The 23295-nt window shown below is 60.5% G+C and carries 26 protein-coding genes; all 26 read right to left on the bottom strand.

Annotation, left to right across the window (positions count from 1 at the left end; translation table 11 throughout):
- Position 1: 1 nt before the first annotated feature.
- The 26 genes from QYQ99_RS17845 to QYQ99_RS17720 all read right to left on the bottom strand — a co-directional run bounded on the left by QYQ99_RS17845 (position 2) and on the right by QYQ99_RS17720 (position 23294).
- Positions 2 to 322 carry a hypothetical protein gene (locus QYQ99_RS17845; protein WP_302089379.1) on the bottom strand — a complete coding sequence of 107 codons (321 nt, stop codon included), beginning with the start codon at positions 320 to 322 and terminating at the stop codon, positions 2 to 4.
- Position 323: 1 nt separating this feature from the next.
- Positions 324 to 1655 (bottom strand): hypothetical protein, encoded by a 1332-nt coding sequence (locus QYQ99_RS17840; RefSeq protein ID WP_302089378.1) that lies wholly within the window; start codon positions 1653 to 1655, stop codon positions 324 to 326.
- A complete protein-coding gene (locus QYQ99_RS17835) occupies positions 1656 to 2084 on the bottom strand; it encodes a tail fiber assembly protein (RefSeq protein ID WP_302089377.1) in 429 nt (142 codons plus the stop codon).
- A 14-nt stretch (positions 2085 to 2098) separates the two neighbouring features.
- Complete coding sequence (gene gpJ / locus QYQ99_RS17830; protein WP_302089376.1) at positions 2099 to 7117, bottom strand: TipJ family phage tail tip protein; 5019 nt, start codon at positions 7115 to 7117, stop codon at positions 2099 to 2101.
- Positions 7114 to 7758: a tail assembly protein gene (locus tag QYQ99_RS17825; RefSeq protein ID WP_302089375.1), complete on the bottom strand. Its 645-nt coding sequence runs from the start codon at positions 7756 to 7758 to the stop codon at positions 7114 to 7116. The genes gpJ and QYQ99_RS17825 overlap by 4 nt, the downstream gene beginning before the upstream one ends.
- A complete protein-coding gene (locus tag QYQ99_RS17820) occupies positions 7755 to 8519 on the bottom strand; it encodes a C40 family peptidase (RefSeq protein ID WP_302089374.1) in 765 nt (254 codons plus the stop codon). Before QYQ99_RS17820 ends, QYQ99_RS17825 begins: the two co-directional genes overlap by 4 nt.
- 2 nt (positions 8520 to 8521) lie before the next feature.
- The gene (locus tag QYQ99_RS17815) at positions 8522 to 9250 is read right to left on the bottom strand and encodes a phage minor tail protein L (RefSeq protein WP_302089373.1); all 729 of its coding nucleotides are present in this window, start codon (positions 9248 to 9250) and stop codon (positions 8522 to 8524) included.
- A 60-nt stretch (positions 9251 to 9310) separates the two neighbouring features.
- Positions 9311 to 9628 carry a phage tail protein gene (locus QYQ99_RS17810; RefSeq protein WP_302089372.1) on the bottom strand — a complete coding sequence of 106 codons (318 nt, stop codon included), beginning with the start codon at positions 9626 to 9628 and terminating at the stop codon, positions 9311 to 9313.
- Positions 9628 to 12807, bottom strand: coding sequence for a phage tail tape measure protein (locus QYQ99_RS17805; protein ID WP_302089371.1), 3180 nt, complete (start codon positions 12805 to 12807; stop codon positions 9628 to 9630). The genes QYQ99_RS17810 and QYQ99_RS17805 overlap by 1 nt, the downstream gene beginning before the upstream one ends.
- An 89-nt stretch (positions 12808 to 12896) precedes the next feature.
- On the bottom strand, positions 12897 to 13511 hold the full coding sequence (locus tag QYQ99_RS17800) for a hypothetical protein (protein ID WP_302089370.1): 615 nt from the start codon (positions 13509 to 13511) through the stop codon (positions 12897 to 12899).
- 71 nt (positions 13512 to 13582) lie between these two features.
- Positions 13583 to 13852 carry a DUF1799 domain-containing protein gene (locus QYQ99_RS17795; protein WP_302089369.1) on the bottom strand — a complete coding sequence of 90 codons (270 nt, stop codon included), beginning with the start codon at positions 13850 to 13852 and terminating at the stop codon, positions 13583 to 13585.
- A 38-nt stretch (positions 13853 to 13890) separates the two neighbouring features.
- A complete protein-coding gene (locus QYQ99_RS17790) occupies positions 13891 to 14295 on the bottom strand; it encodes a phage tail assembly chaperone (protein ID WP_302089368.1) in 405 nt (134 codons plus the stop codon).
- Between the two features lie 99 nt (positions 14296 to 14394).
- Positions 14395 to 15060 (bottom strand): phage tail tube protein, encoded by a 666-nt coding sequence (locus QYQ99_RS17785; RefSeq protein ID WP_302089367.1) that lies wholly within the window; start codon positions 15058 to 15060, stop codon positions 14395 to 14397.
- Between the two features lie 97 nt (positions 15061 to 15157).
- Complete coding sequence (gp17, locus tag QYQ99_RS17780) at positions 15158 to 15511, bottom strand: tail completion protein gp17 (RefSeq protein ID WP_302089366.1); 354 nt, start codon at positions 15509 to 15511, stop codon at positions 15158 to 15160.
- A complete protein-coding gene (locus tag QYQ99_RS17775; RefSeq protein ID WP_302089365.1) occupies positions 15501 to 16115 on the bottom strand; it encodes an HK97 gp10 family phage protein in 615 nt (204 codons plus the stop codon). The genes gp17 and QYQ99_RS17775 overlap by 11 nt, the downstream gene beginning before the upstream one ends.
- A 2-nt stretch (positions 16116 to 16117) precedes the next feature.
- Entirely contained in the window at positions 16118 to 16342 is a 225-nt protein-coding gene (locus tag QYQ99_RS17770; protein WP_302089364.1) for a hypothetical protein, read from the bottom strand.
- Entirely contained in the window at positions 16339 to 16683 is a 345-nt protein-coding gene (locus tag QYQ99_RS17765; RefSeq protein WP_302089363.1) for a phage head closure protein, read from the bottom strand. Before QYQ99_RS17765 ends, QYQ99_RS17770 begins: the two co-directional genes overlap by 4 nt.
- Positions 16680 to 17024 carry a head-tail connector protein gene (locus QYQ99_RS17760; protein WP_302089362.1) on the bottom strand — a complete coding sequence of 115 codons (345 nt, stop codon included), beginning with the start codon at positions 17022 to 17024 and terminating at the stop codon, positions 16680 to 16682. The genes QYQ99_RS17765 and QYQ99_RS17760 overlap by 4 nt, the downstream gene beginning before the upstream one ends.
- Before the next feature lie 2 nt (positions 17025 to 17026).
- Positions 17027 to 17182: a hypothetical protein gene (locus QYQ99_RS17755; RefSeq protein ID WP_302089361.1), complete on the bottom strand. Its 156-nt coding sequence runs from the start codon at positions 17180 to 17182 to the stop codon at positions 17027 to 17029.
- A 39-nt stretch (positions 17183 to 17221) separates the two neighbouring features.
- Positions 17222 to 18454: a phage major capsid protein gene (locus QYQ99_RS17750; protein ID WP_302089360.1), complete on the bottom strand. Its 1233-nt coding sequence runs from the start codon at positions 18452 to 18454 to the stop codon at positions 17222 to 17224.
- 65 nt (positions 18455 to 18519) lie between these two features.
- The gene (locus QYQ99_RS17745; protein ID WP_302089359.1) at positions 18520 to 19362 is read right to left on the bottom strand and encodes a head maturation protease, ClpP-related; all 843 of its coding nucleotides are present in this window, start codon (positions 19360 to 19362) and stop codon (positions 18520 to 18522) included.
- A complete protein-coding gene (locus tag QYQ99_RS17740) occupies positions 19340 to 20578 on the bottom strand; it encodes a phage portal protein (protein WP_302089358.1) in 1239 nt (412 codons plus the stop codon). Before QYQ99_RS17740 ends, QYQ99_RS17745 begins: the two co-directional genes overlap by 23 nt.
- 11 nt (positions 20579 to 20589) lie before the next feature.
- Positions 20590 to 22275 (bottom strand): terminase large subunit, encoded by a 1686-nt coding sequence (locus tag QYQ99_RS17735; RefSeq protein ID WP_302089357.1) that lies wholly within the window; start codon positions 22273 to 22275, stop codon positions 20590 to 20592.
- Complete coding sequence (locus QYQ99_RS17730; RefSeq protein WP_302089356.1) at positions 22272 to 22655, bottom strand: hypothetical protein; 384 nt, start codon at positions 22653 to 22655, stop codon at positions 22272 to 22274. Before QYQ99_RS17730 ends, QYQ99_RS17735 begins: the two co-directional genes overlap by 4 nt.
- A gap of 166 nt (positions 22656 to 22821) precedes the next feature.
- Positions 22822 to 23040 carry a hypothetical protein gene (locus tag QYQ99_RS17725; protein ID WP_302089355.1) on the bottom strand — a complete coding sequence of 73 codons (219 nt, stop codon included), beginning with the start codon at positions 23038 to 23040 and terminating at the stop codon, positions 22822 to 22824.
- Positions 23037 to 23294, bottom strand: a complete 258-nt coding sequence (locus tag QYQ99_RS17720) for a hypothetical protein (protein ID WP_302089354.1) — start codon at positions 23292 to 23294, stop codon at positions 23037 to 23039. Before QYQ99_RS17720 ends, QYQ99_RS17725 begins: the two co-directional genes overlap by 4 nt.
- Between the last annotated feature and the right edge of the window lies 1 nt (position 23295).

The raw sequence follows: 23295 nt of genomic DNA, 5'->3' as shown, positions 1-23295 counted from the left end.
ATCAGCCACCCTGGTTTTGTAGTTGCAGCTTCAGTGCGGTTACTTGCGCCTCGAGATGAGCAATGAGCTGAGTGGCAGTAATAGCCTCATCTCTCAGCACCGAGTTTTCCTGGACGGCAGCGAGATAATCGGCAGAGACGACGCTGCTGATTTCAGGTATCACCTCCGCAGAATTCTCTGCACTGAACGCTGTGCGGTGAATGCTGGGACCAGAAATCACCAATCCATCTTCCACAATAGAGGTGTGCCAAGACACATTAATGGAGCGAGAAGGAAATACGATTTCCACCGAATTGAGAACAGTTACTTTTTCGAGCGACATATCAGACCTCATAGTGACCAGAAAGATAGATTTGCGATGTGTTGCCAACTTCAGAAGCCGGGAATGCACCGCTCGTGGTGACACCAACTGCCCGCTTCAGAAAATCGACAGTTGCTGCAGCCACGTTATGAAAAGCGCGGAAGTCGTAGGCTGCTGTATCAGACAAATTGCTGTAGTACCCGATAGTCACCGCGCCCCGCGCCACCCTGGCGTTTGCCACGGAAAAAGGCAAACCATTAAGGCGAAGCTGTCCAGTCATTCCAGATGTCGAAGAGAGCTCAATAACGGCCGTCCAGAAAACGACGCCCCCAATCCTGGTATAGCGACCCGCATTGATCGCGTAGGTATTGGTGCCGGCCGCAGTGGTTCCGACAAGCGTCGGGGTAAATGCTCCCTCTTCGTAATAATCGAGCGTGTTGGCGTTGGAGCTGAGCGAATTGGTGAGGCGCAGATTGGGGGCGGAGGGTGCTCCCGTGAACGCCGGCGAGTTAAGGTCTGCCAGACGCTTCCAGTCTGCGAGCACTGGCCCTGCAGTTGAATAGCCCCGATACCATGCAGATGCTCCCGCACCAGCTCCGCTGACACCCAGCTGCACTGGGCGCAAGCCGCGCGAGACACTGACTCCCGAGAACGCTTCGCCACTCACCGGCGCATTACCAGAAGCCTGGCTGTCGGCAGCTTCCGCCGTAATGAATGTGGTCGGAGAGCCATTGCTGATACTGCTGGGCAACACCTTCGGATATCCGCTGGCTACTTCACCAAATCGCTCCTGCCCCAGCCCGTACTGCTTCATCTGTAAAAGCGATCCGGCGGTGGTTTGTATGGCCGTATTGTTCGCCCCTGCCGCTGGCGTCGGTGCAGTTGGCGACACAGAAAAATTCATCACACCTGCGGAATTAAGTGTCGCCCGGACCGTACCGCCGGTGATGAATTCGAGCACATTGCTGCCCGGAAGATTGACCCCTGTGTCTTCATCTGCAGTCCCGCGCAGGCTAGGTGCAGCCACGGTCCCAGCTGCAAACTTCCCTTTACCCGCCGTATCGCGCACCGTCGCGTAGCTATTGACCAGCTCTGCCGCCTGAGCGGCCAGGTCACGGATATAGCTTTGCGTGGGCATCACCGCATAGCTCTGGTTCGCGGCCGTCGGCCCCTTGTAGTTGGGGCTGACGCGCAGGCTGGTGCCGCTCACGATGGACGTGATTTCATAAGCCTGCGAATCCGGGCCCAGGAAGGTCTCACCAATAGACACAGCATCCACCCATGCGGTGCCTGTGCCGGTGATAACGTTACTGTTGTTGGTCACCGTGACGGTGCCAGTTCGATACCAAGGCATTTATGCATCCTCCTCTGGAGCTGTCGGCCATTGAATGTTGTTGGGATCAGGTTGCTCGGTGATATCGCGCAGCGCCTGGCGATAGGCTTTCCACCGTGCATCGATTGCGTGCCCCTTCTCGGTTGCACGCGCTATGCGCCAATCAGAGGCGGCAATCAAGTGCTCCCTCTGAAAACGAACGGCGCTCCACGCTCGCGCCTCATCGAAAACCCACTCGGCAACCTCGTAATCGAAAAAATGATTCGCGCTCGGTCTTTCTGGAAGCCGCGTCAAAACACCTTTATGCAAAAACCAGTCGTGCACAGAGATAAGCTCATCCGTAATAAGCGACATGTGTTGATCACCACCCTGGATACTTTCTTGGCCATTCAAGCAGTAGCCGGAAGTAACACACCGCCCCACCCCATCAAACAGAGCAAAAAATCCCATACTTAAACCTCCGTTTAACGCATTGAAGCCGTCGCGCTCGCAAAAATTGAAACCGCGCTTGGACTGGAAACAGAAATAGAGATGTAGCCCGGGCTGACATAGCCAGACCAGCCCGCCGCCGCCGTACTGTCGCCAGACGAGCTATACGCAGCCATGGCGCTATGAACCCACCCCCCATTGACATAGAGGTTTACCGTCCGCGCGGCTGACGACGTTTGCCCTTGTGGAATCTGGCCCCCGAATACCACCGACAACCAACCGCCGTAAGGGATGTAAATCTGGCCACTCGCAGAATTCGATCCAGTCACCATTAATGGGACGGTTACGGAATTTCCTGCGATGTTCAGCGTAGATACCGCATTGACGGCTTGCGCCGTTAACACGCCAGAAAACGTTCCCGATGCGCCACTCAATTGCCCCGAGAAACGCGCGCCATTTCCATCAATTGATAAACCCGGCGCATAGACCGCGCCGTCTGTCGTCAACTGGAAATAGCGGCCTACGTTGGGATTGCCGATCAGCAAGCCATTCGGCCCCAGATGAAACCCCGTCCCATTGCCTGCTGGCCACTGGTACCCGGTGTACGCCCCCGCATTAAGACCATTGGCATTGATAGTGATGCCGCCAATATTGCCGGCGGTGCTGTAGATCGTTCCGCGCACGATGACGCCAGAGAACTCGGCCATGCCATCCGGGCGTAGCGTCCAGCCGCTGGAGCCGGCCACGTAGTTGCTGGATTTCAGGGTGCCGCCAATCACACCGTTGCCGGCAGTGAGCTGGCTGGCACTGATGGCCGTAGCCTGGATCTTGTCGGCCAGCAAAGTGCCGAAGCGCCCGAAGAGCACCGTCACGTTGTTGATGTAGGCAGCATCCATATAGACGCCGGCCGGAACCACCACCCCATTGATGGTCTGCGCCGTGGTCTGCACCGAGAAAGGCTTGACATTGCTCACCCCCGCTGGCGAGCCGCTGGGCGCCGCGATCCAGAACGAATCCGCCATCACGCCATAGTCGATGCGTGGACCGGACTCCTCAGAAGAGGTGCCCGAGATGGCAACGCCACCCACCACCAGCTGGCCGCCCTGCGAAAGCTGCATGCGCAGCGAGTACAGCGCGCCCAGGTATCCAGTCTGGTCCGTGCGAACGGACTTTTCTTCGGCAATAGCTGCTGACACTTCACCCAGATCTCCATCGATCCGCGCAGCCAACTGCTCCCGCGCAGAGGCTTCAGCAGCGATATCTGTAGCCCGCACCTTCGACTCTTGCGACAACGCCGCAGCTTGCTCATCCACCGTGGCCGCAAGCTCGGTGCGGGCCGTGGCTTCAGCAGACAGCCCTTCCTCCACCTTGGCAGTGATCTCTGTACGGGCAAACGCCAGCGCAGTGTCAGCCGCATTGCGCGTCTGCTCACCACTCAGGATGTCGCGCAGCAAGGCCTCAGCGGACTTCTGCGCATCGCGCTCGGCCTTCTTGACGGCAATCACTGTCGCCGTGATGGCCGGCGCATCGATGGCGCTCAGCTGAATCTCAGCGCTGTTCATGCGCTCATTGAGCAAGCCCTGATCCGCTTCATACTCAGCCCGCGTGACACGCAGCGCGATCTGACCATTGAGCGCATCCAGATTGCTCTCGGCGGAAGTGAGGCGCACCATGGCGCCCTGCAACTCCAAGGCGCTGGCCTTCTGAGATAACTGGCCGTTGATGCTGTCGAGCTGTTGAGTGACTTCGACAATGCGGGCATCCAGGCCCTCATAGAGAATCAAGTCTGCAGGCGACAGGGTGGCATTGGCGATTGCACCATCCACATAGGCAGTGGTGGCCTTGAGCACCAACTGCCCCTGCACCGCATCGAGCAGCACCTGAAGCGTGGTCACATGCTCATTCGTCTGCTCAAGACCATAGATCTTGACCTGGCCCGTGGCCGGATCGACATAGACGCCGGCATCAATGATGCGCTCGAGCGCCTTGTCGGCGGCCAGTGCCGCCTCCAGCAATCCCTCGGCCATCTGGTTGATGTTGCCGCGCACGGACTGATTGAGCGCGTCCTGCTGCTGGGCCGCTGAAACCAGGCTGCGCCCCAGGGGGCCACCTTCTTTGTCCAGCAGGTCGATGCGCTGGCCCAGGCTGTTGGCCAACCACGATTCAGAAATGCGGCCGCCCAGCGCCTCTTGCACCTTTTCCAGATCCTGGCCGGTTTCCACGACTACAGGACCGGCAGGCAGATCGGACAGCACGCCATCAACGGACTGGTGCTTTGCCCAGATGCTCCAGGTGGTGGCCGGGTCGCTGGAAAAGGAAGCAGGACCGCCAAAGGCCTCTGCCACCTGGCGCGCTGTAGAGAACTGCGCCCCTGCTCCCTCGGCCGCATAGATGATAGTTCGGGCGTGGCCGTGGCCCTGCTCGTAGTTGGCCACATCCCAGGTGACCTGCACGCTGGTGAACATGCCCACGGCAGCAAGCCCGGTCACCTGTGGTGGTGGCGTCAGGTCCGGCACCACATCGGCCACGTTGTGCAGAAGCTGGCCGCGCCAGATGAGCATGCCCTCAGAAAGCACTCCGGAGCGACTGCGGGCACGGAGCGCAAATGTCCACAGACCGGCTTCGGGCTTGGTACTCTCGAAACTATTGGTGTAGTAGCCGCCATCGTCCAGCGGACGCATCTGCTGCCAGTCAATGTTGACGGGAGAACCGAGGATGTAGCGGATCTCGGCGCCGGCCAAGTCCGCCGGCGGGCGCTGTGTGGTGAAGGTGAAACTGTATTGGCGCATGCCGCTGGGCAGCTCGGCCACCAGGAAGGTGTCGTAGTTGCGAGGCGGCAAGGCCTTCGCGGCCACGGGCGTGGCTGCGCTGTAGCCCCAGGCGCTCACGGTATCGATGGCGGAAATCGCCCGCACGCGCACCAGGTAGTCACCGGTATATGCGTTCGGGATGTCAACCACGGTCAGCGCCGTGCGCGGCATGCGCACCCAGTCTGACTGCGAGCGGGACCACTCCACATCATAGAAAGCAGCGCCAGCAACTGCCTTCCATGCGGCCGTGACGGTTGTGCTGACCGTGCCGTCCGCCGCTGTGACACTGTGTGCGCCCACGGTCACGCCGATGGGCGTTGGCAGCACTTGGGCAGGTACTACGGACACAGGGCGCTCGGGCAGCAACGCGCCCTGGTCGATGGAGGCAAACTTGCCGGGCTCGTGCTGAATGGCCGACACATCGAATGTCAGGCCAGGCCCAGAACCCTCCGTGACCGACAGAACGGTAAATAGCTGCGTGGCCACATCGGCAGTGCTGATGGCCCAGCTGCTCTCTGCCACAGGCGCTGCATCAAACGCGGGATTGACGCTCACATGCTGGGTGCCGCCAATCATTTCCAGAAAGGCGATGCGGCGAGACTGAGCCACCCCCGAGGGCAGCATCACAGTGATGGAGTCACCCGCCTGGGCCGTCACAGGGGCGTCCAGCGCTACCTTGGCAGCCGTTGCACTCTTGACCAAACCGCCCATGCGGCGGCCAGCAAATGCACTATCGGCAATCTCGATGACCTGGCCAGGCGAGCACAGATTTCCCTTGAGCCCCAGCGAGAAAGACACCGAGCGGGTCTCGCGCTGGGCGGTCAGCACTGCCCACTGGCCCACACGCAATGCCTGTGCTTCGCTGGTGCAGCCAAAGGCGGAGATCTCCACCTTGCGGATGCCGTAGCGGGCCACGGCTGCATCGTCCTGGTAGTAGACGACCTTCTGACGGCCAAAGTCCGTCATATCGTTGTACGACACCAGGGCCACCGTGTGGCGGTCCTTCAAGCGGCTACCACTGTACGAGAAGCGGCCATCGACCACATCACCCTGGTTGTAGGTGACAGCAGGATCGCGCGGCATGTCCGCCACGGGCACAGCAGCGCCAGCAGCCCAATACACCATGCCCCTAAAAATGCTGCACAGGTCTTGTAGCACGCGCGTGGCATCACCTCGACTCTGCAGATAGGCATTGCAGGTAAAACGTGGCTCCACCCCGCCACGGCCGTTGGAGACCATGCCGTCGCAGTAGACGCCGATCTGATACAGGGACCATTTGTTGATCCAGCCGGCCGGGATGCGCTTACCCAGGCCATAGCGGTCATTGGTGGCCAGGTCGTAGAACACCCAGGCAGGGTTGTTGCTGTAGGCGCTCTTGAATGTGCCGTCCCAGATCCCCGCATAGGCACGCAGAACCGGGTCATAGTTGCTCGGCACGCGGATGATCCGGCCACGGCAGTGATAGGCGCGCGTGGGCACGCTGCCGCGAAACTGGCTCGCATCCACCTGCAGGCCGACCAGGGCCGACATGGGATAACGCAGCTTGGCGTCGATCACCTCTGTGATGCTCTCAATCACCGTAGTGTCAGCAACAGTGTTGCTATTCGCATTGGGCGTGATGCGGCGCACGCGCAGCGTCCAGCTGCTCAGCGCTGCCGGAAGGTCGATGCGATGCGTGCGGCGATATTGCTGCGTGGTCTTGCCGGTGAAGGCTGCAGCCAGCACCTGCACCCAGGCGCCGCCATCGGTCTGCAGGTCAATGGCGTATTCAACGGTGTGGCCGCTGATGTCGCCGTTTTCGGTGTTGGCCTTGGACAGGCCATCCACGCCCAGCGTGACACGCACAGCCGACAAGTTGCGATTGAGAATGGAGCGCACCCAGGGCGTAGCGGCTTTGAGTTCCACGCCCACGGCCGCCGGGGCCTCCGCAGAGGGGAAGCCGGGGATTGGGTCTTGCGTCTGCGTGCCAGAGCGGAAATCCGCCGTCACGCCCGCGAAGTTGAAACTACCGTCTGCGTTCTGCAGTGGAGTGTTGTTCAGGTAGACGGACTGCAGGCCATTGACCAGACCGGCAATCTCACCTTCGCTCAGCAGATCAAGCACACGGGCGTAGCTGGTGCTGTGCAGGCTGTCAGCTGCCTCCACAGGCTGACGCGCACCACCGCCACCGCCCTTGCCCTTATAGCCGCGCAGGGACCAGCCGCCGCGCACAGGGCGAGGCTGCACTACTTCAAAAGCGTTCATTGTTGGTCTTGGGAGTAAATGCCCGCGCTGACAGTCGCCGAGCCAATAATCAATTCGCCGTACAGCAGCGGCACGGGGTTGCCCTGGGCGGTGGTGTTCACCGGCCCATTGAAGTTGTAGGAAGCGCCGTTTTCCGGGCCGTCCTTGGCGCTCAGGCCACGTTGTTGCGGGCTCAGCAGCTGGGCCACGCCGCCCAGCATCATTGCGGCGCCCATACCCGACAGCGCGCTGCTGGTGGCCACCAGTGCATTGATGGCATCAAAGCCCAAAGCGCCGGCCATATTGCCCACCACGGGGGCGATGTACGGCGCCGCGAAAAACAGGGCTGCGCCTAGCACCACCTGAAACAGACCACCGCGCTTGGCACCCTGCACCACAGGAGCGATGCGAATGTCATCGCCGCCGGCGGGATCGCACAGCCGGTCTTCGGACAAATTGCGCTTTCCCAGAAAGCAGGCATAGCCCACGCCACGGCTCTGGCTGGTCATCATTTCGCGCTCGAAGCCGGGCAGCAGCACGGCCAGGGCCTGCACGGCCTCGGCGCAGCTGGCCACGGCCAAGCGGTGCATGCGCCCGTACTGAGCGCCCAGGCGGCCATAGAGCCGCACTGTGCGCAGCGGTTGGTTGTCGGTGTAGGTCATGCCTTGAAGTCCTTGTGTCGAATCACGGCGCGCGTGATCTCTTGCCAGTAACCGCCGTACACCACACGCTCAGACAAGCGCCCATAGAGGTGATGCAGCATGGCGTTCGGTACCGGGTGCAGGTCGGGCACCTCGACTAGGGGGCGCTGGTCCAGATAGATGCCGGCATGGTTGGCCACCGGTGAGCGCACCGCCATCAGCACCACATCACCGCCCTGGATGGCGTCGCCCTCGGGAATACGCTCGAAACCGGCCAGGCCGAATTGCTGCATGTACAAGTCGTGGCCGTTGTTCCACCAGTCATCGGCGCGCTCGAAATCAGGCAATTCGATGCCAGCCTCCCGGCCGTACCAATCACGGATCAGCGTGTAGCAGTCAAGCACGCCATGGAAAAACTGGCGGCCCAGAAGCGGCGCACGCCAGCCGCAGGGAGCGAGCTGATGCACATCGGCCACAGCGCCCTCGCGCACGCTCACGATCACCCAGGGCACGCCCGATGCCTCGCATGCGGCCATGTCGGCCTCGCTGGGCGTTGCCGGGGCGTCGGGGTGGCTATGCACCACTGCCAGCACCTGACCGGCATCCTCGGCTTCGGTCCAGGCCTCGGCGCTCATGCGGAACTGCCCTGTACTGGCTTCGAGGTTCGTGCATGGCCAGTATTCCTCGCGCCGGCCCACTGCCACGATCAGGCCGCAGCATTCGCGCGGGTACTCGGCCAGGGCATGGGCCTGAATGGCCGACATGGTTTTCTTGTGCAGCATGGTCAATACCCCCGCAGTGCATCGGCGCCAGGAAAGGCGCCGAAATTGATGGGCTGCCACTCGCCAAAGCGCTTTTTGCAGTCGCTCACACGGCCGCCGCATTTGTCCTGCGTGGGATCTGCGACAGGATTGCCGTCACGGTCAAACATGGCCGAGCCGGTGTAAGCGCAGTACGGGCCTCGGTAGCCACCAATGGAAAGCCAGCCGCAGATGCTGGCCTGGATCTGGCGTGCTGGCAGTTGCTCGCCGTCAAAGTCGAGAGCCGAGCGCAACTCGAATTCGACGGTTTCCTTGTCCTCTGCCGTTTTGGCTTCAATCAGCCAGATCTCCGGAGGCAGCTCCTCGAGCGGGTCGGCTGTCGGGTTGCCGCCTGGAAAGTTGGCTGCGTCCAGGTACTTACTCAGGGTGCTGCGCCGGATGACGCGCGCGCCCACCAGGTCGCCCAGCGCCAGGCACAGCGCCGAGATGACTCCCGGCAGCGGGTTGCCCTGCTCGTCCTGGCCAATGTTGCCAACGCGCAAGGTCGGTGCCGGCTGGGTACCAACCCCAGTACGCGCAAAGCCTTCGGCCTCGATGGCCCAGGGGCCGTACTCGTTGCCCTGCCACCAGATGGGGCCGGCCTGGGGGTAGCCATGGAAGCGCAGATGCTCGCCGCCAATCTGTGTGGCGTCCAGCTCGAACAGGTAGACTCGGTCGCCTGGGGCCAGGCCTTGGATGTCAGCTGTAATCATGAGGAACCCTGAAAAGACAAAGCCCGCACGGGGCGGGCTGGTGGTGGGTGGCAATTGCCGTTAGGGCCTGGGTTCTTCTTCGATGGTCACTTTCAGCGTCCACACGAATGCGCCTTCGCGCAGTGTGTAGCCCTGCGGGGCCACAAAGGTCTTTCCGCGCCAGCGGAAGGCCTTGTAGCCTGCGTGCTCATCAAAGAAATCCGCGATGGCCTTGATCTCGGCCTTGCTGCCGATGAAGGTCAGCGGCCAAACTTCCTTGCGGGTGTTGATGCCGTCGCCCGCGCGCTGGGCATATCCGTCACCGAATTGCGCCTTGAGTGTGCGGTGCGTCACCTGCGGCTCTGCGCTGCCCTGTGGGCGCCATATGAGCTCCTTCACTATGCCCTCCCGTTCCGTTGAGACCAGAGCAAGCCACCCGGTCTCATTTCGCGCGTCAGCTGCTCCTTGACTGCATTGCCCAACAACTTGCCAAGCTGCGCCATGGACTCATTTCCGGATCCGGATGCAGACGCTTGAACTTGACCAGAGCCAGAATTTGCATCGACGTATACCTGCACCTGCACAGCGGATGCTCCGCCAGAAGCCTGAGCCGCCAGTGCGCGTGCCGGCATGGCTGTGGTGGCCTGCGCGAGCGGCGTGACGCTGCCCGGCTGGTCCGCCGTCATCAAGTACTGTTTGCCGCCGAAGCTCGCCACCTCAGGCACATCGCGCTCATTCACCTCATAAATGGAGCGTGGCAACACACCACCGCCGGTGGCGCGACCGCCAGCCAGGGAGCCGAAACCAATGCCGCTATTCAGGATGCTGGTGGCGGACGCGCCAGCACTGCTAGGCGAGCCACCGAACAGGCCCGTAATTCCATTCACCAGAGAGCCAAACAACCCAGACGCCTGTGCTCGTACTTGCGTTCGCACGATGTCAGCGATGATCGAGTTGGCCAAGCTCTTGAAGTCAGCCTTACCTGTCATGACAAAGCTGGTCAGTGCATCCTCCATACCCTTGAAGGCATTGCCGAACATATCGGCCGACTGCTGGGCCACATTGGCAGCCGAGCTGCTGTAGTCCTGAAATGCACGACTGACGCCGTTGAGCCAGTTGCCCTCTGCCTCAAGGCGGCGCCGCACCCCGCTGCCATAGGAGTCCAGCGCCAGCGCCTCATACTTGTCGATGATTGCCTGGCGGCCCTCGTAATACTTCACCTGCTCGGCATTCAACTCCCCGCCAGCCTTGAACTCTGCATCTGCGCGCTGGTTATCGAGATCCATGCGCTGCTGACCGTAGCGGTCCTCAATCTGCTGGCGTCCACCTTCCACGTTGCGGCGCTCGCTACCCCAGCCCACGGCATCCACACTGCGATCGAAGCCGCGCTGCAGTGTCATCAGGTAAGCGGCAGCAGAACGCTCAGCAACGGCTAGAGCAGCGTCCTGTGCAGTGATGGCGGTCGTCTCTTGCTTACCCAGCAGTTCCAGCGCCACCGCACGATCCAGGCGGGACTTATCGAGCTTGGCCTGGGTGTCGGCAATGCCTTTCTCGACCTGCAGGCGGTTGTCCTTGGTCACCTTCTCCTGCTTGTAACGCTCGAGCTCCTTATTCAGAAGCATGTCTTGCGCATCGGCCTCGAGATTGATAAAGCCGCGGCGCGCCTCAAAATACTCGCGCTCATCGATAAGCCCGGCCGCGCGCTGAGCCTCAAGGATCTTTTGCGAGCCGGCATAGATGCTGGTCATGCCGTCCAGTTGCCGCTTGAAAGCATTCACATCGATGGACAGATCATCGCGCGCAGGCTTGGAGGAGCCCTTGGGCCCCTTGTCCTCGTACTTCTTACTGATGGCCGCCATGTCGGCCTCGAAGGTGGCCTTCTCCTTGGCCAACTGCTCCGGCGTGTACCTGTAGCCGTTTTTTTCGATCAGATCTTCATAAACACGCTTTCGGGCGGCCTGCTCATCTTCCTTTTTCTCGGGCTTGGACTTGTATTTCTCATGGGCCTTATCAGATGCAACACGCGCAGCCAGTGCCAGGCGGTCGGCCTGCTGCTGAACACCACCAAGAACCTCATCATTGATCGCATTGAGTAGCGCCCATTCCTGCTGTCGATGGCCCTCAATCTCTTGACGCACCATTCGGCCCCAAGAGGTGTTCTCGTTACCCTTTAGCCCAATTTCCTTGTTTGAAATCTGCGTGCGAACCCGCTGCAGTTCATCCTCCTTTGTGGGTGGACGACCCGCGCTGGCCATCGTGTCCGCAGCGCCAGCAGCTGCATCCTTGATGCCACGCCATGCCTTTTCGATCCAGCCCAAGCTCTCCACAATGCGCTTGGAGCGATCGCGCATAGCCGTGTCCAGGGCATCCATGGCCACCTCTGCGGCCGCTGTCTCGTCCCCTTGGTCCTGCAGCGACTTGATCTGCTCATAGACCGCTGCAGTCAGAAAGTTCGTGCCCTCATTGAGCTTCTGCACGGCAGCCAGCGGATCCTCCTGCAGGCTGGCGAACTTGGCAGCAGTCTTGTCCACACCTTCGCCCGTGGCGCGCTCCCACTCAATGGCGGTCTGCGTGTACTTGCGCAACTCAGACTGACCTTTGACGCCGGCGTCCACAAAAGCCACCAGTGCCTCGGTCGCCTTGGCCTGGGTACCGACAGAATCGGAGATCTGCCGCGACATGATGACCAGGCCGTCTGTGGACACTCCGGCTGCATCGCCCGTCATCACCAGCGAGCGCAGGAAGGCGTCTCGCTCCTTGGAGCCGTAGTAATACGCTGCCGTCAGCGCCAGAACACCAGCTCCCGCCACTGTCAGTGGATTGACCATCCCTATGACGGCCGAACCAACACCACGAGCAGCCGCGCCAAAGGAACCGAACATGTCCCGAAGCTGAAAGCCCTGCTGCATGAACACCGTCATGAGCGGCATGCCGCCCTGGATGCTGACCGCAATATCACTGAGCTGGGCGGGCACGCCGCGCAAAGCCCATTGCAGCTCCCCGGCCGTCTTACCCAAGCGCCCTTGAGCATTTTCGGCGTTGCGTAGCTGGGCGATGTAAGGGGTCGCCTGCGCTGTGAGGCCAAGTTGAGCGGCCTTGAGCTCAAGCAATTCCAGCCGGGTTTTGCCGATCGTTTCCGCCTGAGAGCGCAGAGAGTCGATAAATGCCGTTTGGCTAGCTGCCTGGGCCTGCTGGGCCTTGTAGTCGACAAGGGCCTGCTCTGCCTTTCGCAACTCAGCAGCCAGCGGAGTAATGCGCGACATATCCATGCCACGCATATCAGCCTTGAGCTCGAAAGCCTTGGCCATGCTGGTGCCCGCCTGGGCAGCTATGCGTGCCTGCTCAGTCGCACGAATCAGCGCAGAGGTAATGCGCCCTTCTTCACGGGTCAGCTTTTGCGCCGCAATTTCAGCCCCATCACCAATGCCCTTGACGCCACGGGCTGCACGCTCCCCAGACTGCTCAACCGAGCCCGCCATCTCGGCAGCATTAGCCTTGATTTCCTGAAAGGTGCTTTTTGTATCGTCCTCAGCAGAAACGATAAAACTAGCTTTCCGGTCCTGACTGTTTTCTGCCATGCCGCCTCACCAATAAAAGAAGGACCGCCGAAGCGAGCCTTGAAAGAAGAAAGCCACCCGAATGTGGCTGGCAAAATTACAGATTAAATTCAGAATTTCGAGGCGGCATCCTTACTCTTTTGAGTTTGGGATTCAATTTCAGCGGCCATAACCGACTCATCGGTGAAAGTCACGTATGTGCTATCAACCGTTACGGCCCTTTCGAGTAGCAATAAGGTAATTCTTTTCCCTGTCCATGTAAGTGTGTCGCTATTAAGCACTGCGCCTGCACCCGATGTCACAGTGCCACGCTCCACTTGAGTAGGTGCTCCATATCGCTCTTCGAGAATGCTTCTTAATTTCAGATAATCCCGGTGATCAAGCTTAAGCGTCAGAGATCTAACTAGCCCATTATGGAGATTGAGGGTTGTAGAGTAATCCACCCCAATATTCGGCATGCCAATGAGATTTTCAAATCGCCCTTTTTGAAGGTTGTATTTGTCTTTAACTGTGCAAGGTGCATCCTGTGGCGGTATTGATGAGTACGACTCGCATTCCGCCAGCGCCAAATCCACCAATGGAACACCCAACTTAATTCCCAAGACGGATGTTGGCTCCTGCGCCCATACCTTTGGAGGCTTTTTTGATTTCTGCGCGAAGACAGGATTAAACAAAATGGCTGCAAAGATTGCAGTCAGGCCAATGGCTCTAGATAGCTTTGACATCACCCCTCCTATTAGAAAAGTGAAATGCTAACAAACCGCAGGAGCGTTAAACCCCGCTGAAGCGAGCCTAGTCACTTCATCGGAATCATCAACACTGCCAGCTCCATGTGCTGCAGGTCGCTGAAAAGCTGCGACCATTTTTCACGGTCATCACCAGCGAAGCGGTCCAGCAGCGGATAAACCGCCTCATACCGCAAGCCCGAACGTATGCCGCCGCCGAAGCCGCCCACGATGTGCCATTGCGTCTGCAGCGACACGAACAACTCCAGGGAGGCCCGGCAGTCTGGCCACACCTCCACCGGATCCTCCCAATAGTCCTCGGGGGCGAAGCCCTCGGCCACCTCAGGCTCCGGACGAAAGAAGGCTACGGCGGCGGCGCTTATTTTCCCAGTGGGCCCTCGATACAGACGCGGCGATATGCCTCCCAGAAGGCGCCAGCAGCACGGGGCTCCTCGGTGAACATCTGTTCCAGGCTTTGCTTGTTAAACGGCAATTCCAGCGGCCAGCCAGAGAGATACTCCAGCGCCTGCTCTGCGTGAGTCTTGATGTCTCGGTCTGCCAGTGCCTCGAATGTGGCTTCCTCGGGCCGTGGCGGTACCGGAGCCGCCTTGAGTCCCATCAGCGAATCCCACAGGGCAGCAAACTCCTTGCGATCGCGGTACTTGAATTGACAAGTAATGTCCACGTCAATGCCTGTCACGGACTTGAATTTGACATCCGATTCCACAGTCACGGGACGGGCGCCAAAGATGAATGCGGGCGGCTTTTGTGCGTTATCGCTCATGGTGTATTTCTTTCAGCGGGAAATAAAGCCCGTGCGCGGCCGCCCGCCCCCGCTGAAAGGAGCGAGGCGGCCGCGTCGGTGCATGGGGTGGCGTGGCTATCAGGCGATGGCCACGGACTTGGCGAAGCGCGTAGAGCGCGACTTGCCGGAAACATCCGCACTCACGCGGTTGACCTGGCCGTCCTGCATCAGCACTTCCTCGTTCATGGCGACAGTGCAGAACAGGTAGGAAACCGCGCCCTTCTTGGTGGTGGTACGCAGCACGGTATCGGCGCCTGTGTCCGTCAGAAGGGCCAGGGCCTTATAGCCTGCCGTCTCCAGAGCGTCGGCATCGATTTCCAGCGTGCGCGCCACAGCGGCAAAGCCGTCATTGAGCTCGCGCTCGTTATCGTCTTCGAGATAGCGGTAGGTGACTTTCTTGGCCGCGCCGCCGGAGGCGTCATTGCGCAGCACCTTGAGCACATCCACCCATGTCACCACCTTCTGGAAGGCGCCCACGCCAGCTCCGGCAGGGAACAGGTTGAGGTTCGAGGTGTTGAACGCTTCCAGCGTGAAGCTATCGGGCGCTGTCACCGCTTTGACGCGGCACACACGCTCGTTCAGCCGGGACCAGCCGCTGGTGAGCACAACGATGTCGCCCACAACCAGGCCATTGGCGGGCGAGTTGCAAACCGCCTCGACAGCATTGGTAATGGCTGACACAGCTTTGGGTTCGGTGAGCTCCGTTGCGACGGCAATGCGCGAGCCAGATGGTAGAGATGCCATGTGATGGGCCTCCAATAAAAAAGCCCGCGGCAAGCGGGTCAAGAGTTGCGCCCTCTCGGGCCGAGAACCCGCCGGAGCGGCGGTAGGGATAGACGGCCTATCGGTCGCCCAGAATGGAAAAGGTCAGCAGGTAGCCGGTGGCTATGTCTGCATCGTCGTAAGCCAGGATGGGCTCTCCCAGCGGTTCGGCCTGGAAGGCTTCGGCAAGGCATAGGCGCTCAACGATGCGCTGGATCAGCGCGAACGCAGAAAGGGCCGGCGTGTCCCAGACATTGAGCTGGATCAGCGGCTTGCGCTTGTCGGCAGCCGTGTTGTCTGCGTATCGCAAGGACTCGCCTCCGATGTGCTGCCAGGTCACATAGGGCTGCTCGGTGCCATAGGGAGCGGTACCGACATGCACGCGCGGGCATTCGGCGCGCAGCAATGCCATCAGGTCGGTTTCAAGCGCCATAGTAGGCCCCTCGTTCAAAGATTCGCCGGCGCAACTCATCCTCGGCAGCCCGGATCGCATCCGGCAGCGCACTGCCTGCACTCCGCACAAAGGCTTTGCCTGGCACTTGTTTCGGCGTGGGCAGAGTCACGTAATAGGCGTCCTTTTCAGCCTGGCTTGCACGCCGGCCCGGAGGGTTTTTTCCGTCCATCCCAGGCCTCACCATGGGTCGCACTCGGCCCTGGTTGTCCTGGTAGTAGCGATAGCGCTGCAGGTAGCCGAACTCCACCAGATGCCCGTGAGGCGCCTTGATGTGGTTCCAACTGACGTGATATTGGGCACGCTGGCCAGCGGCAGAGTGCTCGGGGCTGAATGCTTGGTAGATGGACCGCTCAAGGTTGCCCGTCTCCCGGCCTAAGGCCTGCACGTTAAGTCGCACCCGGTCATACAGCACCTGCGTGGCAGCCTGAGCCGCTGGGCGCAGAGCCTCGGCCGCAGCCTCCTCGAGTTCTCCCAGAAACGCATTCAGCCCTGACAGGTCAGCATCGATCCCGAATGATTGATTGCCCTTCAGCACCCGCCGGCGGCCATTGGAGCCCTTGCGAGAGAGGGTGCGCGTGGCCATGCCTACTCCTGATAGCGCACGACAGCAGCGCCAGCACGGCGGGCCTCGCGCACCTTGGCTGCATCCACCTCCAGCCAGGTGGCATTGGCTTCGACCACAGCAGCGGGCAGGCCTTCGATGATGACGCCGCCGGCATGTGCAACGGGACCAAAGCGACCGGGTCCCACAGTCAGCGCCGCCATGCTCTTGGGCTCGGTAACCTTCTTGGGCGTTGTGATGGTTGTCATGTCTTCTGCACTCCTTGTATGCGCCGGCACACCAGATCTATGTACTCACGGGACTCGCCGGGCAGCACGTCGTCAATTTCGTACACATGGCCATCGAACAGCACCCGCATGCCGGCGTTCACATCGGTGCGCCGGCGAATGCGGATAGATGCGCGGGAAATAGACACATCGGCATCGGCCTTGATGGTGCTCATGCCGGAGCGGTGGCGCACATTGGCGGCCAGGCGCTGCGCGGTGATGTTTTCCCAAACATTGACGGGAGAGCCCCAGCCGTCCTCAGCCTGGATGCGCCGTTGGATAGTGATGTAGTCGCGCAGAGATCCGGCACGGAACGTATTCATAGACCTGGGCTCCGACGATGGGGGCGCAACAGATCGCGCGACCCGTTGGGCATGGAGAAAGACTGCGCGCCCGCCACCACATCCTCGCGGTTGGCAAAGAGGTGGCCGCAGATCAGAAGCATGGCGGCCTTGATGGCAAATGAAGCCACCATGGGATCCTCGCCAGCAGCGCCGGCAGCGATTGCCGCATCAAGCTCATCCTGGTCGGCGTACACCTTGCGGCCAAGATAGTCCTGCGCGGCATCAATGGCCGCACCCAGATAGAGCTCGACCATGACCGCGTCTGCATCCGGATCAGCACGGCAGTGCTTGATGGCCTGCTCGGTGGTCAAGATGGGCATGATCAGGCCTTTTTGGCCGGCTCCTTCTTGGCATCAGCCGCGCCCAGCTCCAGCGCCGCTGCCTCGAGCTCGGGCGGGATTTCATCGCCTGGCGCGAACTCCGTGGGGTAAATGTCGCCGTCCTTGACGCCCTTGAATGGCTTGGTTGCTTTCATCATCTTCTCCTGAATGGAGAAGGGGCCTAAGCCCCTTCTTGGTTAAGCCGCCACCTTCAGAGCGCGCAAGCACTCGGGGTTCTGCACGCCGCCGCCCACGCGCTTGGTCGTGTAGAACAGCACATAGGGCTTTTTGGTAAAGGGGTCGCGCAGCACGCGCACGCCCATACGGTCGATGATCAGATAGCCGCGCTTGAAGTCGCCGAACAGGATGGGCAGCGAGTTTGCTGCCACATCTGGCATGTTTTCGTCTTCAGCCAGGCCGTAGCCGTGGAAGGTGGCGGGCTGACCGGCCTGCGCAGAGGGTTGCCACAGGTAATTGCCCTGACCGTCCTTGAGCTTGCGCAGCTTGGCGATGGTCAGGTTGTTGGTCAGGAAGCGCGCGTTCTGGCGGTACTTCTTGGGCAGGTCATAGATCAGATCCAGCACCGCATCGGAGCCAATGTCAGCAGCAGCACCGCTGTTGGTCACAGGAATGGCTCCGAAGGGGTGTTTGGCGGCATTGGCTCCGCCAGTGACATAGGTGAGGATGCCCGCAGGCTTCTTCACGCCATCGCCGCTAATGAAGGCCTCGCCCTCCTGTTCGGCAAACTCAGCCTGCACTTCGCTGGCCAGCCACGCCTCGATGTTGATTTCGCCATCGTCCAGCATTTGCTGCGTGGCAGCGGGGTTGGCATAAATTTCTCCATGCCCGAAGCCCAAGGACTTCAAGGTAGGTGTGTCGGTTTCTGGGCGCTGATCAGTTTCACCCACCCAGCCAGAGCCTGTGCCGCCCATGTTGAACAGCTTGGTCCAGCCCGCCTTGCTGGTGGTCTGAATCTGGGCCAGCTCGCGCATGGGCGATTCGTCGCGCAACTTGTCGGTGATGGTGCGATCCCATTCCACAGGGGTTAGGAAACCACCATCTTCAGCCGTCCCCTTGTTCAGGGCAGCCTGCACATCACCCTTGCGCATGTGCGCGTTGAACGACTCGGTGTATTCCTTGTCGCGCAGAGCTGCACCAGGGCCGCCCATCTGGCCGGCGGCGATCTTGGTATGCGCGTCTTCGACCTCCTTTTGCAGGCCGCTCAGAGCGGAGTTGATCTTTTCCAGCTTGGCTTCCTGGTCGGCGCCGGAGCGGCCCGCCTTGATTTCATCGAGCTGTTTGGCGTGCTCGGCCTTGAACTGCGCAAAGGCAGTCTGGAGACCTTCCACCAGCGCCTTGACCTCGGCGCCGCTAGGCGCTTCGGCGTACACGCCCATGATGCCGCGACGCACACGATTTTGCTTTGCCATGATTTGGCCCTTTCAGAAACGAGAAAACCGCCCTGAGGCGGTCTGTAGGTTGGGTGAGTTGCTGCTTACGCGCGAAGCGTTTCCAACAGCGATTGCAGCGAGGCTGCGACTTCAGGGCCAGCGCTCGGCGTGGCGGTTTCGGCAGCGCCCGGCATGCCAGAAAACAGGGCTTTGAATGTGTCCCGGCGAGAGTGACGGGAGATGCCCGCCTTTGCCATGGAGGCTTCAATCAGCGCCAGCGGCTTGCTTTTGGTGCTGGCCTGGGTGGATTTGGTGATCTCGGACGATGGGAGCAATCCGGTGGCAAATCCGTCATCGACCGCCTGCTGGGCGCCAATCCAGGTCTCCTTGTCCATCATGGTGGCCGCCTCGGCCGTGCTCATGCCCGTCTGGTGAGCGTACAGCGCCGCCATGGCGGCATCGAAAGGCTCCAGCAACTTGGCCGAGTCCATCATGTCGTGACGGTTGCCCACGGCCACGGCCCAAGCGTTGTGGATCATGAAGAACGCGCCATCGCCGATCAGGATCTCATCGCCCGCCATGGCAATGACGGATGCGACAGAAGCCGCCACACCCAGAACCCGCACAGTGACCTTGCCCTGGTGCTCGCGCAGCAGGTTATAGATGGCCATGCCTTCGAAGAAGTCGCCGCCGGGGCTGTTGATGTTGACCACCACGTCCTTGGCTCCGATGGAGCGCAGGGCTGCGCTGATGCGCTTGGAAGTGATGCCCGTGCCCTCCCAGTTCTCCCCGATGGAGTCATAGATGGAGATGCTGACCTCGGCATCGTCGCCAGCCTTCGCGCACACAGCGGGCTCCCAACGATCCACAGCATCAGGCCGCAGGTCAAAACCAGCCTTGGCCAGGCGGTGATCAGCCCGGATTTCAGGCAGCTTTTTGAGGCTCATTGCTTGCTTTCTTCCCCGAGGGATCGCCCAGGGTGTTGAACTTCGGGTCTGGATCTGCCGGATATTCGGCAAGATCGCGGATTTCATTGGCGGTGTGCCACGGCTGGTGGCCGCCGGAGCCGAGCGCCTTGGCGAAATACTCGGACTGGTCCTTGAGCGTGCCGCGAAGCAGCGCGCGCTCGTTGGTCTTGAAATAGAGCGTCTCGCGCTCACGATCGGTGAGCAGAGAGCGGGCCAGCGCCTGCTCCCAGCACACGAACCGCGGCGACATGGTGAACTGCACGAAGAAGATGGCCAACTGCTCGATGCCCGAGCCCCAGCTGGTGTCATCCATCATCAGCAGGGGGCGCGGAACGCCGTAAAGGCGGGCAACCTCCTCGATCTGGTGATTGCGGTTCTCGATCTGCTGACCGTCCTTGGCCGTGGATGTGAACGGATTGGCCTTGGCCCCCTCTTCCAGCACCATCCACTTGGCCATGTTCTCAGCGCCGCTGTATTCGTCTGCTAGAGACTCCTTCATGCGATCAAAAGCTTTATCCGACAGTGCATTTGCCACTTCGATCGCGCCACCGGCCATCACGCCAGTCTTGAACACGTTGCCCGCGGCTCGCTGAGCCGATGCGGCCAGATCAAACACCTCTTCGGATAACTGCCGCTTGGACAGGCCCAGCACGCCATCGAATGAGATCTCGCGGATGTGCAGGATTTCCTCCTGATCTAGCGTGATCTGGCCGCCGTTTTCCGTGGTGCAGGTGTACTGCATGCGGTAATTGCTGCCCAGCTTGGCCTGCACGCGCCCTTTCTCAAAAGGAATCAGATGAATAGGTCGAGTGCCCGACCTGATGATGCGTGCGTAGGCGTTGCCCTCGGTCTCCAGCAGCAGCTGCATCTGGCTCTTGAACTCCATGGGCGTCTGCCAGGGGTTCGGCTTGACCCGGATCAGCTTGTGCGCCTGGTGCTCCCGCATGACCTTCTTGTCAGAACCTGCCTCATAGAGGCTTATCGGAAGCATGCCCAGGCCATTGCTGATGAGCGAAAGGCTGCGTAGCGCGGCCATGTTGCGGACCATCCGGTTTGCAGAGGTTCTCTGCCCATTGCGAATGAAGTCCAGCAGCGCCGGATCATCCAAGCCCTGAAAGGTAATCCCCTCAGCACTGGCACGCGGGCGCGACTTGGCCTCGGGACTGCGCCCGAGCAGCTTGTCGAGTAATTTCATGTAGTCGTGCCCTATAGGAAGCGCATGCCGCGCGTCTCGTATACAGAGGGCCCCTTGGCCTCTGGGTTGGTTGCCATCAAAGTGACTGCATTCAATGACGCCATGAGCGGGTCGATCTTTGCCGTGCCGCTGGCCTGCTTGGTGATCAGGAAAGCATTGCCTGTTGGCACCACCTTCGCATTGCCCACACACCAAGCCATGAGAGGCTGACCCGCATGGACTAGGCTGCCGTCCTGCAAGCCGCGCTCTGCCACAGCCATGGAGCCAGTGAGACGCCACCCTTGAGAAATGCCGATGATCAGATCGACGGGTATCCCGGCATCCACCAGCGCTTGGAAAACCACCTTATGCGTTCGCTCGGGGTCCAGTCCGATCTTGGCCAGCAACCCGGATTCAAAGATGAGCTTGCAGATGGCCGCCAACTCCTCCAAGTCCTGTCCGGGCCGATCTACGATCACCAAGTCACCGTCCTGCTCGAAATCCCGATACTTGGATTCCTCCGACTGTCGACGTTCGATGCCGATGGGATGAATCCAGGCCTTGTTCCACAGAACGCAGTTATTCGTCCCTCTGATGCGTCCCTCTACGGCCAGGCCCAACAAGTCATCAAGGCCGCCGCCGTCAGCACCAACTACGACCACCTCGCATTCGCGCAGGATGAAATCTAGCGTGACGCGCTTATCTGCCCGGCGCTCCCAATAAACAGCGCCAGCCCATGGATCGCCAGCCATATGCATGCCAACCTGCACATTCAGGTGTTTGGCTCGCACATCGCGGATTGCGTGCTCTCCAGTTTCAGAAGCCTCAAGCAGCTTCTGGGCGATCACATCTGCGTCAACCGAGATGCCCCAGTTCGGGTTCGTGATGTAGGCGTTATCCAGGTTCTCGTAGGCCTTGGACTTGAGCATGTGCTCCGGAAACTCGTAGATCACCGGAAGAAACCGCTGATCCTTCACCTCTCCGTTGCGCACCTTTCGGGCATACGTCAGCTTGTCCTTGAACACGCCAGATGGTGGGTTCTCAGATTGCGTGGTGCAGTAGAAGACAAAGCCCTCGGGCCGCGATGTAATGCCACCGGTGGCTTCAGTCAGCATCGCAGCGGCCTTGGCACTCTTTCCGAACTCATGGAGCTCATCGACAAAAACGCCGGTGGCTTTCTTGCCGGTCACCGTGGCCGAGTCGGCAGCCACAACCTTGAGCGTTGCCCGCGAAAGTCGACAGGTCACCGTCTTGACATGCTGCTGCTCCTGAAATCGGTCTGTGAGCTCCTCGTCCGCCAGGATCATCTCGCGGATAGGCTTGTAGGCGTTCTCGGCAGCCTCCTTGGTTGGCGCCAAAATCAGAAACTCCGCAGCGGGCCGGGTGTTCAGGATCAATGCAGTTAGCATCACACCCGCCGCGATCATCGACTTCCCGTTCTTTTTCGAGACCATGAGGAAGTAATTAGTGATCAGACGACGCCGACGCTCTGGGTCATACGCTCCAAAAAGCGCCTTCACCAAGTCCATCACCCAGGGCAAGCAAGCCTCCTCCATGGTAGGACTACCATCGGCATCCATCATGCGCAGGGCGCCAAACACATCCATGGCATCCGCAGCCACATCCGGGAATAGCGGACTCACCGGCACCAGAGACTGGCGCGCAACAATTCGGCGCTCCCAGTCCGGGCAGCTTGTTGTCCAGGTCTTCACCTTCATTTAACTGCCCTCAGTCCAAAGCGCCCTCCACCTGCAGCCTTTGCAGCCTCCGCCTTCTGCTCCTTCTTGCCCGCCTCACCCTTTTTGGGATGGCAGTACGGCGCCGCCAGCGTGGCGGCCTGCATCCGGCGGCCGCGTTCCTCGGTGTGATCGCGCATCACCTCCAGCAGGTAATCAAGCGGCATGAGCTCGCTCAGATCTGGCGGCGGCTCGGGTTCGGCAGGCGGCTGCTTTCCGAAGGGCCACTTCGGATCGTCCTTGTAGCCGTTGGCATCTACCGCGGGCGGTTCAGTCTTGGCTGCCGGCTTCTTGGGCGGCTTGACCGCCTCGGGCTGTTTCTTTGGGCGGCCAGCCCCGGGCCGCGCGCCACCTCTTGGCATAAGCGGCTCCTTTGAATTCTTTGATTTCTTTGAATTCCACCCCCGGATTTATTCATACAGGGGGAAATTTTCTGCGCGTGCGGAACAGTGCGGTCTAGAGGCCGAGCGCCCCCAGGCTTTAGCCTCCCCCTCCCCCTTCGATGCCATCAGGCCGCGCCAGACGAGCTCAGGCAGCACCAACGCCGAGCCGGGACAGCTCCAACGCCTGCAGCAGCTTCCGCACCTGCTGGATGCTCTGCTGGCATTCGATGATCGCGCCGTCAGAGGTCTTGATGTGACAACGGATGCCATGCCACTGACTCGATGCACCTGCCTCCTCCACCCTAACGATCCCATCCGGGTTCAGCAGGTGAGTCCTCCCGTTTCGGTCTGTGACTTCGATCATGTCTGCTGCTCCTGTGCTTCGACCATCAGCGCCACGGGCGACATGTGGCCACCAGCCACCCACAGCATGACCGGTTGGCCCGCCTTGATCGCCTCAACCTCAGCAGGCGTTGGCAACCAGAATGAGACCACTGCGGGCACACCATCCCAATCGGTACGTGTCACAGGTAGCGCATTGCAAGGCAACGTCTTCTGATCCCAGCCAGCTGGCGCGCCAAGCACAGCATTGTTTGATGGGTGCTGCATGCGGTCCATG

This window comes from Comamonas testosteroni, assembly GCF_030505195.1.
GTDB classification, from domain to species: domain Bacteria; phylum Pseudomonadota; class Gammaproteobacteria; order Burkholderiales; family Burkholderiaceae_C; genus Comamonas; species Comamonas testosteroni_G.
The sequence above is the reverse complement of the archived record's forward strand: the minus strand, read 5'-3'. Positions and strand labels throughout refer to the sequence as shown.

Excerpts from the sequence above, each read along its gene's own strand:
- QYQ99_RS17845 (WP_302089379.1), bottom strand. The coding sequence starts at position 322 with ATGTCGCTCGAAAAAGTAACTGTTCTCAATTCGGTGGAAATCGTATTT.
- QYQ99_RS17840 (WP_302089378.1), bottom strand. The coding sequence starts at position 1,655 with ATGCCTTGGTATCGAACTGGCACCGTCACGGTGACCAACAACAGTAAC.
- QYQ99_RS17835 (WP_302089377.1), bottom strand. The coding sequence starts at position 2,084 with ATGGGATTTTTTGCTCTGTTTGATGGGGTGGGGCGGTGTGTTACTTCC.
- gpJ (WP_302089376.1), bottom strand. The coding sequence starts at position 7,117 with ATGAACGCTTTTGAAGTAGTGCAGCCTCGCCCTGTGCGCGGCGGCTGG.
- QYQ99_RS17825 (WP_302089375.1), bottom strand. The coding sequence starts at position 7,758 with ATGACCTACACCGACAACCAACCGCTGCGCACAGTGCGGCTCTATGGC.
- QYQ99_RS17820 (WP_302089374.1), bottom strand. The coding sequence starts at position 8,519 with ATGCTGCACAAGAAAACCATGTCGGCCATTCAGGCCCATGCCCTGGCC.
- QYQ99_RS17815 (WP_302089373.1), bottom strand. The coding sequence starts at position 9,250 with ATGATTACAGCTGACATCCAAGGCCTGGCCCCAGGCGACCGAGTCTAC.
- QYQ99_RS17805 (WP_302089371.1), bottom strand. The coding sequence starts at position 12,807 with ATGGCAGAAAACAGTCAGGACCGGAAAGCTAGTTTTATCGTTTCTGCT.
- QYQ99_RS17800 (WP_302089370.1), bottom strand. The coding sequence starts at position 13,511 with ATGTCAAAGCTATCTAGAGCCATTGGCCTGACTGCAATCTTTGCAGCC.
- QYQ99_RS17790 (WP_302089368.1), bottom strand. The coding sequence starts at position 14,295 with ATGAGCGATAACGCACAAAAGCCGCCCGCATTCATCTTTGGCGCCCGT.
- QYQ99_RS17785 (WP_302089367.1), bottom strand. The coding sequence starts at position 15,060 with ATGGCATCTCTACCATCTGGCTCGCGCATTGCCGTCGCAACGGAGCTC.
- gp17 (WP_302089366.1), bottom strand. The coding sequence starts at position 15,511 with ATGGCGCTTGAAACCGACCTGATGGCATTGCTGCGCGCCGAATGCCCG.
- QYQ99_RS17775 (WP_302089365.1), bottom strand. The coding sequence starts at position 16,115 with ATGGCCACGCGCACCCTCTCTCGCAAGGGCTCCAATGGCCGCCGGCGG.
- QYQ99_RS17770 (WP_302089364.1), bottom strand. The coding sequence starts at position 16,342 with ATGACAACCATCACAACGCCCAAGAAGGTTACCGAGCCCAAGAGCATG.
- QYQ99_RS17765 (WP_302089363.1), bottom strand. The coding sequence starts at position 16,683 with ATGAATACGTTCCGTGCCGGATCTCTGCGCGACTACATCACTATCCAA.
- QYQ99_RS17760 (WP_302089362.1), bottom strand. The coding sequence starts at position 17,024 with ATGCCCATCTTGACCACCGAGCAGGCCATCAAGCACTGCCGTGCTGAT.
- QYQ99_RS17755 (WP_302089361.1), bottom strand. The coding sequence starts at position 17,182 with ATGATGAAAGCAACCAAGCCATTCAAGGGCGTCAAGGACGGCGACATT.
- QYQ99_RS17750 (WP_302089360.1), bottom strand. The coding sequence starts at position 18,454 with ATGGCAAAGCAAAATCGTGTGCGTCGCGGCATCATGGGCGTGTACGCC.
- QYQ99_RS17745 (WP_302089359.1), bottom strand. The coding sequence starts at position 19,362 with ATGAGCCTCAAAAAGCTGCCTGAAATCCGGGCTGATCACCGCCTGGCC.
- QYQ99_RS17740 (WP_302089358.1), bottom strand. The coding sequence starts at position 20,578 with ATGAAATTACTCGACAAGCTGCTCGGGCGCAGTCCCGAGGCCAAGTCG.
- QYQ99_RS17735 (WP_302089357.1), bottom strand. The coding sequence starts at position 22,275 with ATGAAGGTGAAGACCTGGACAACAAGCTGCCCGGACTGGGAGCGCCGA.
- QYQ99_RS17730 (WP_302089356.1), bottom strand. The coding sequence starts at position 22,655 with ATGCCAAGAGGTGGCGCGCGGCCCGGGGCTGGCCGCCCAAAGAAACAG.
- QYQ99_RS17725 (WP_302089355.1), bottom strand. The coding sequence starts at position 23,040 with ATGATCGAAGTCACAGACCGAAACGGGAGGACTCACCTGCTGAACCCG.
- QYQ99_RS17720 (WP_302089354.1), bottom strand. The coding sequence starts at position 23,294 with ATGGACCGCATGCAGCACCCATCAAACAATGCTGTGCTTGGCGCGCCA.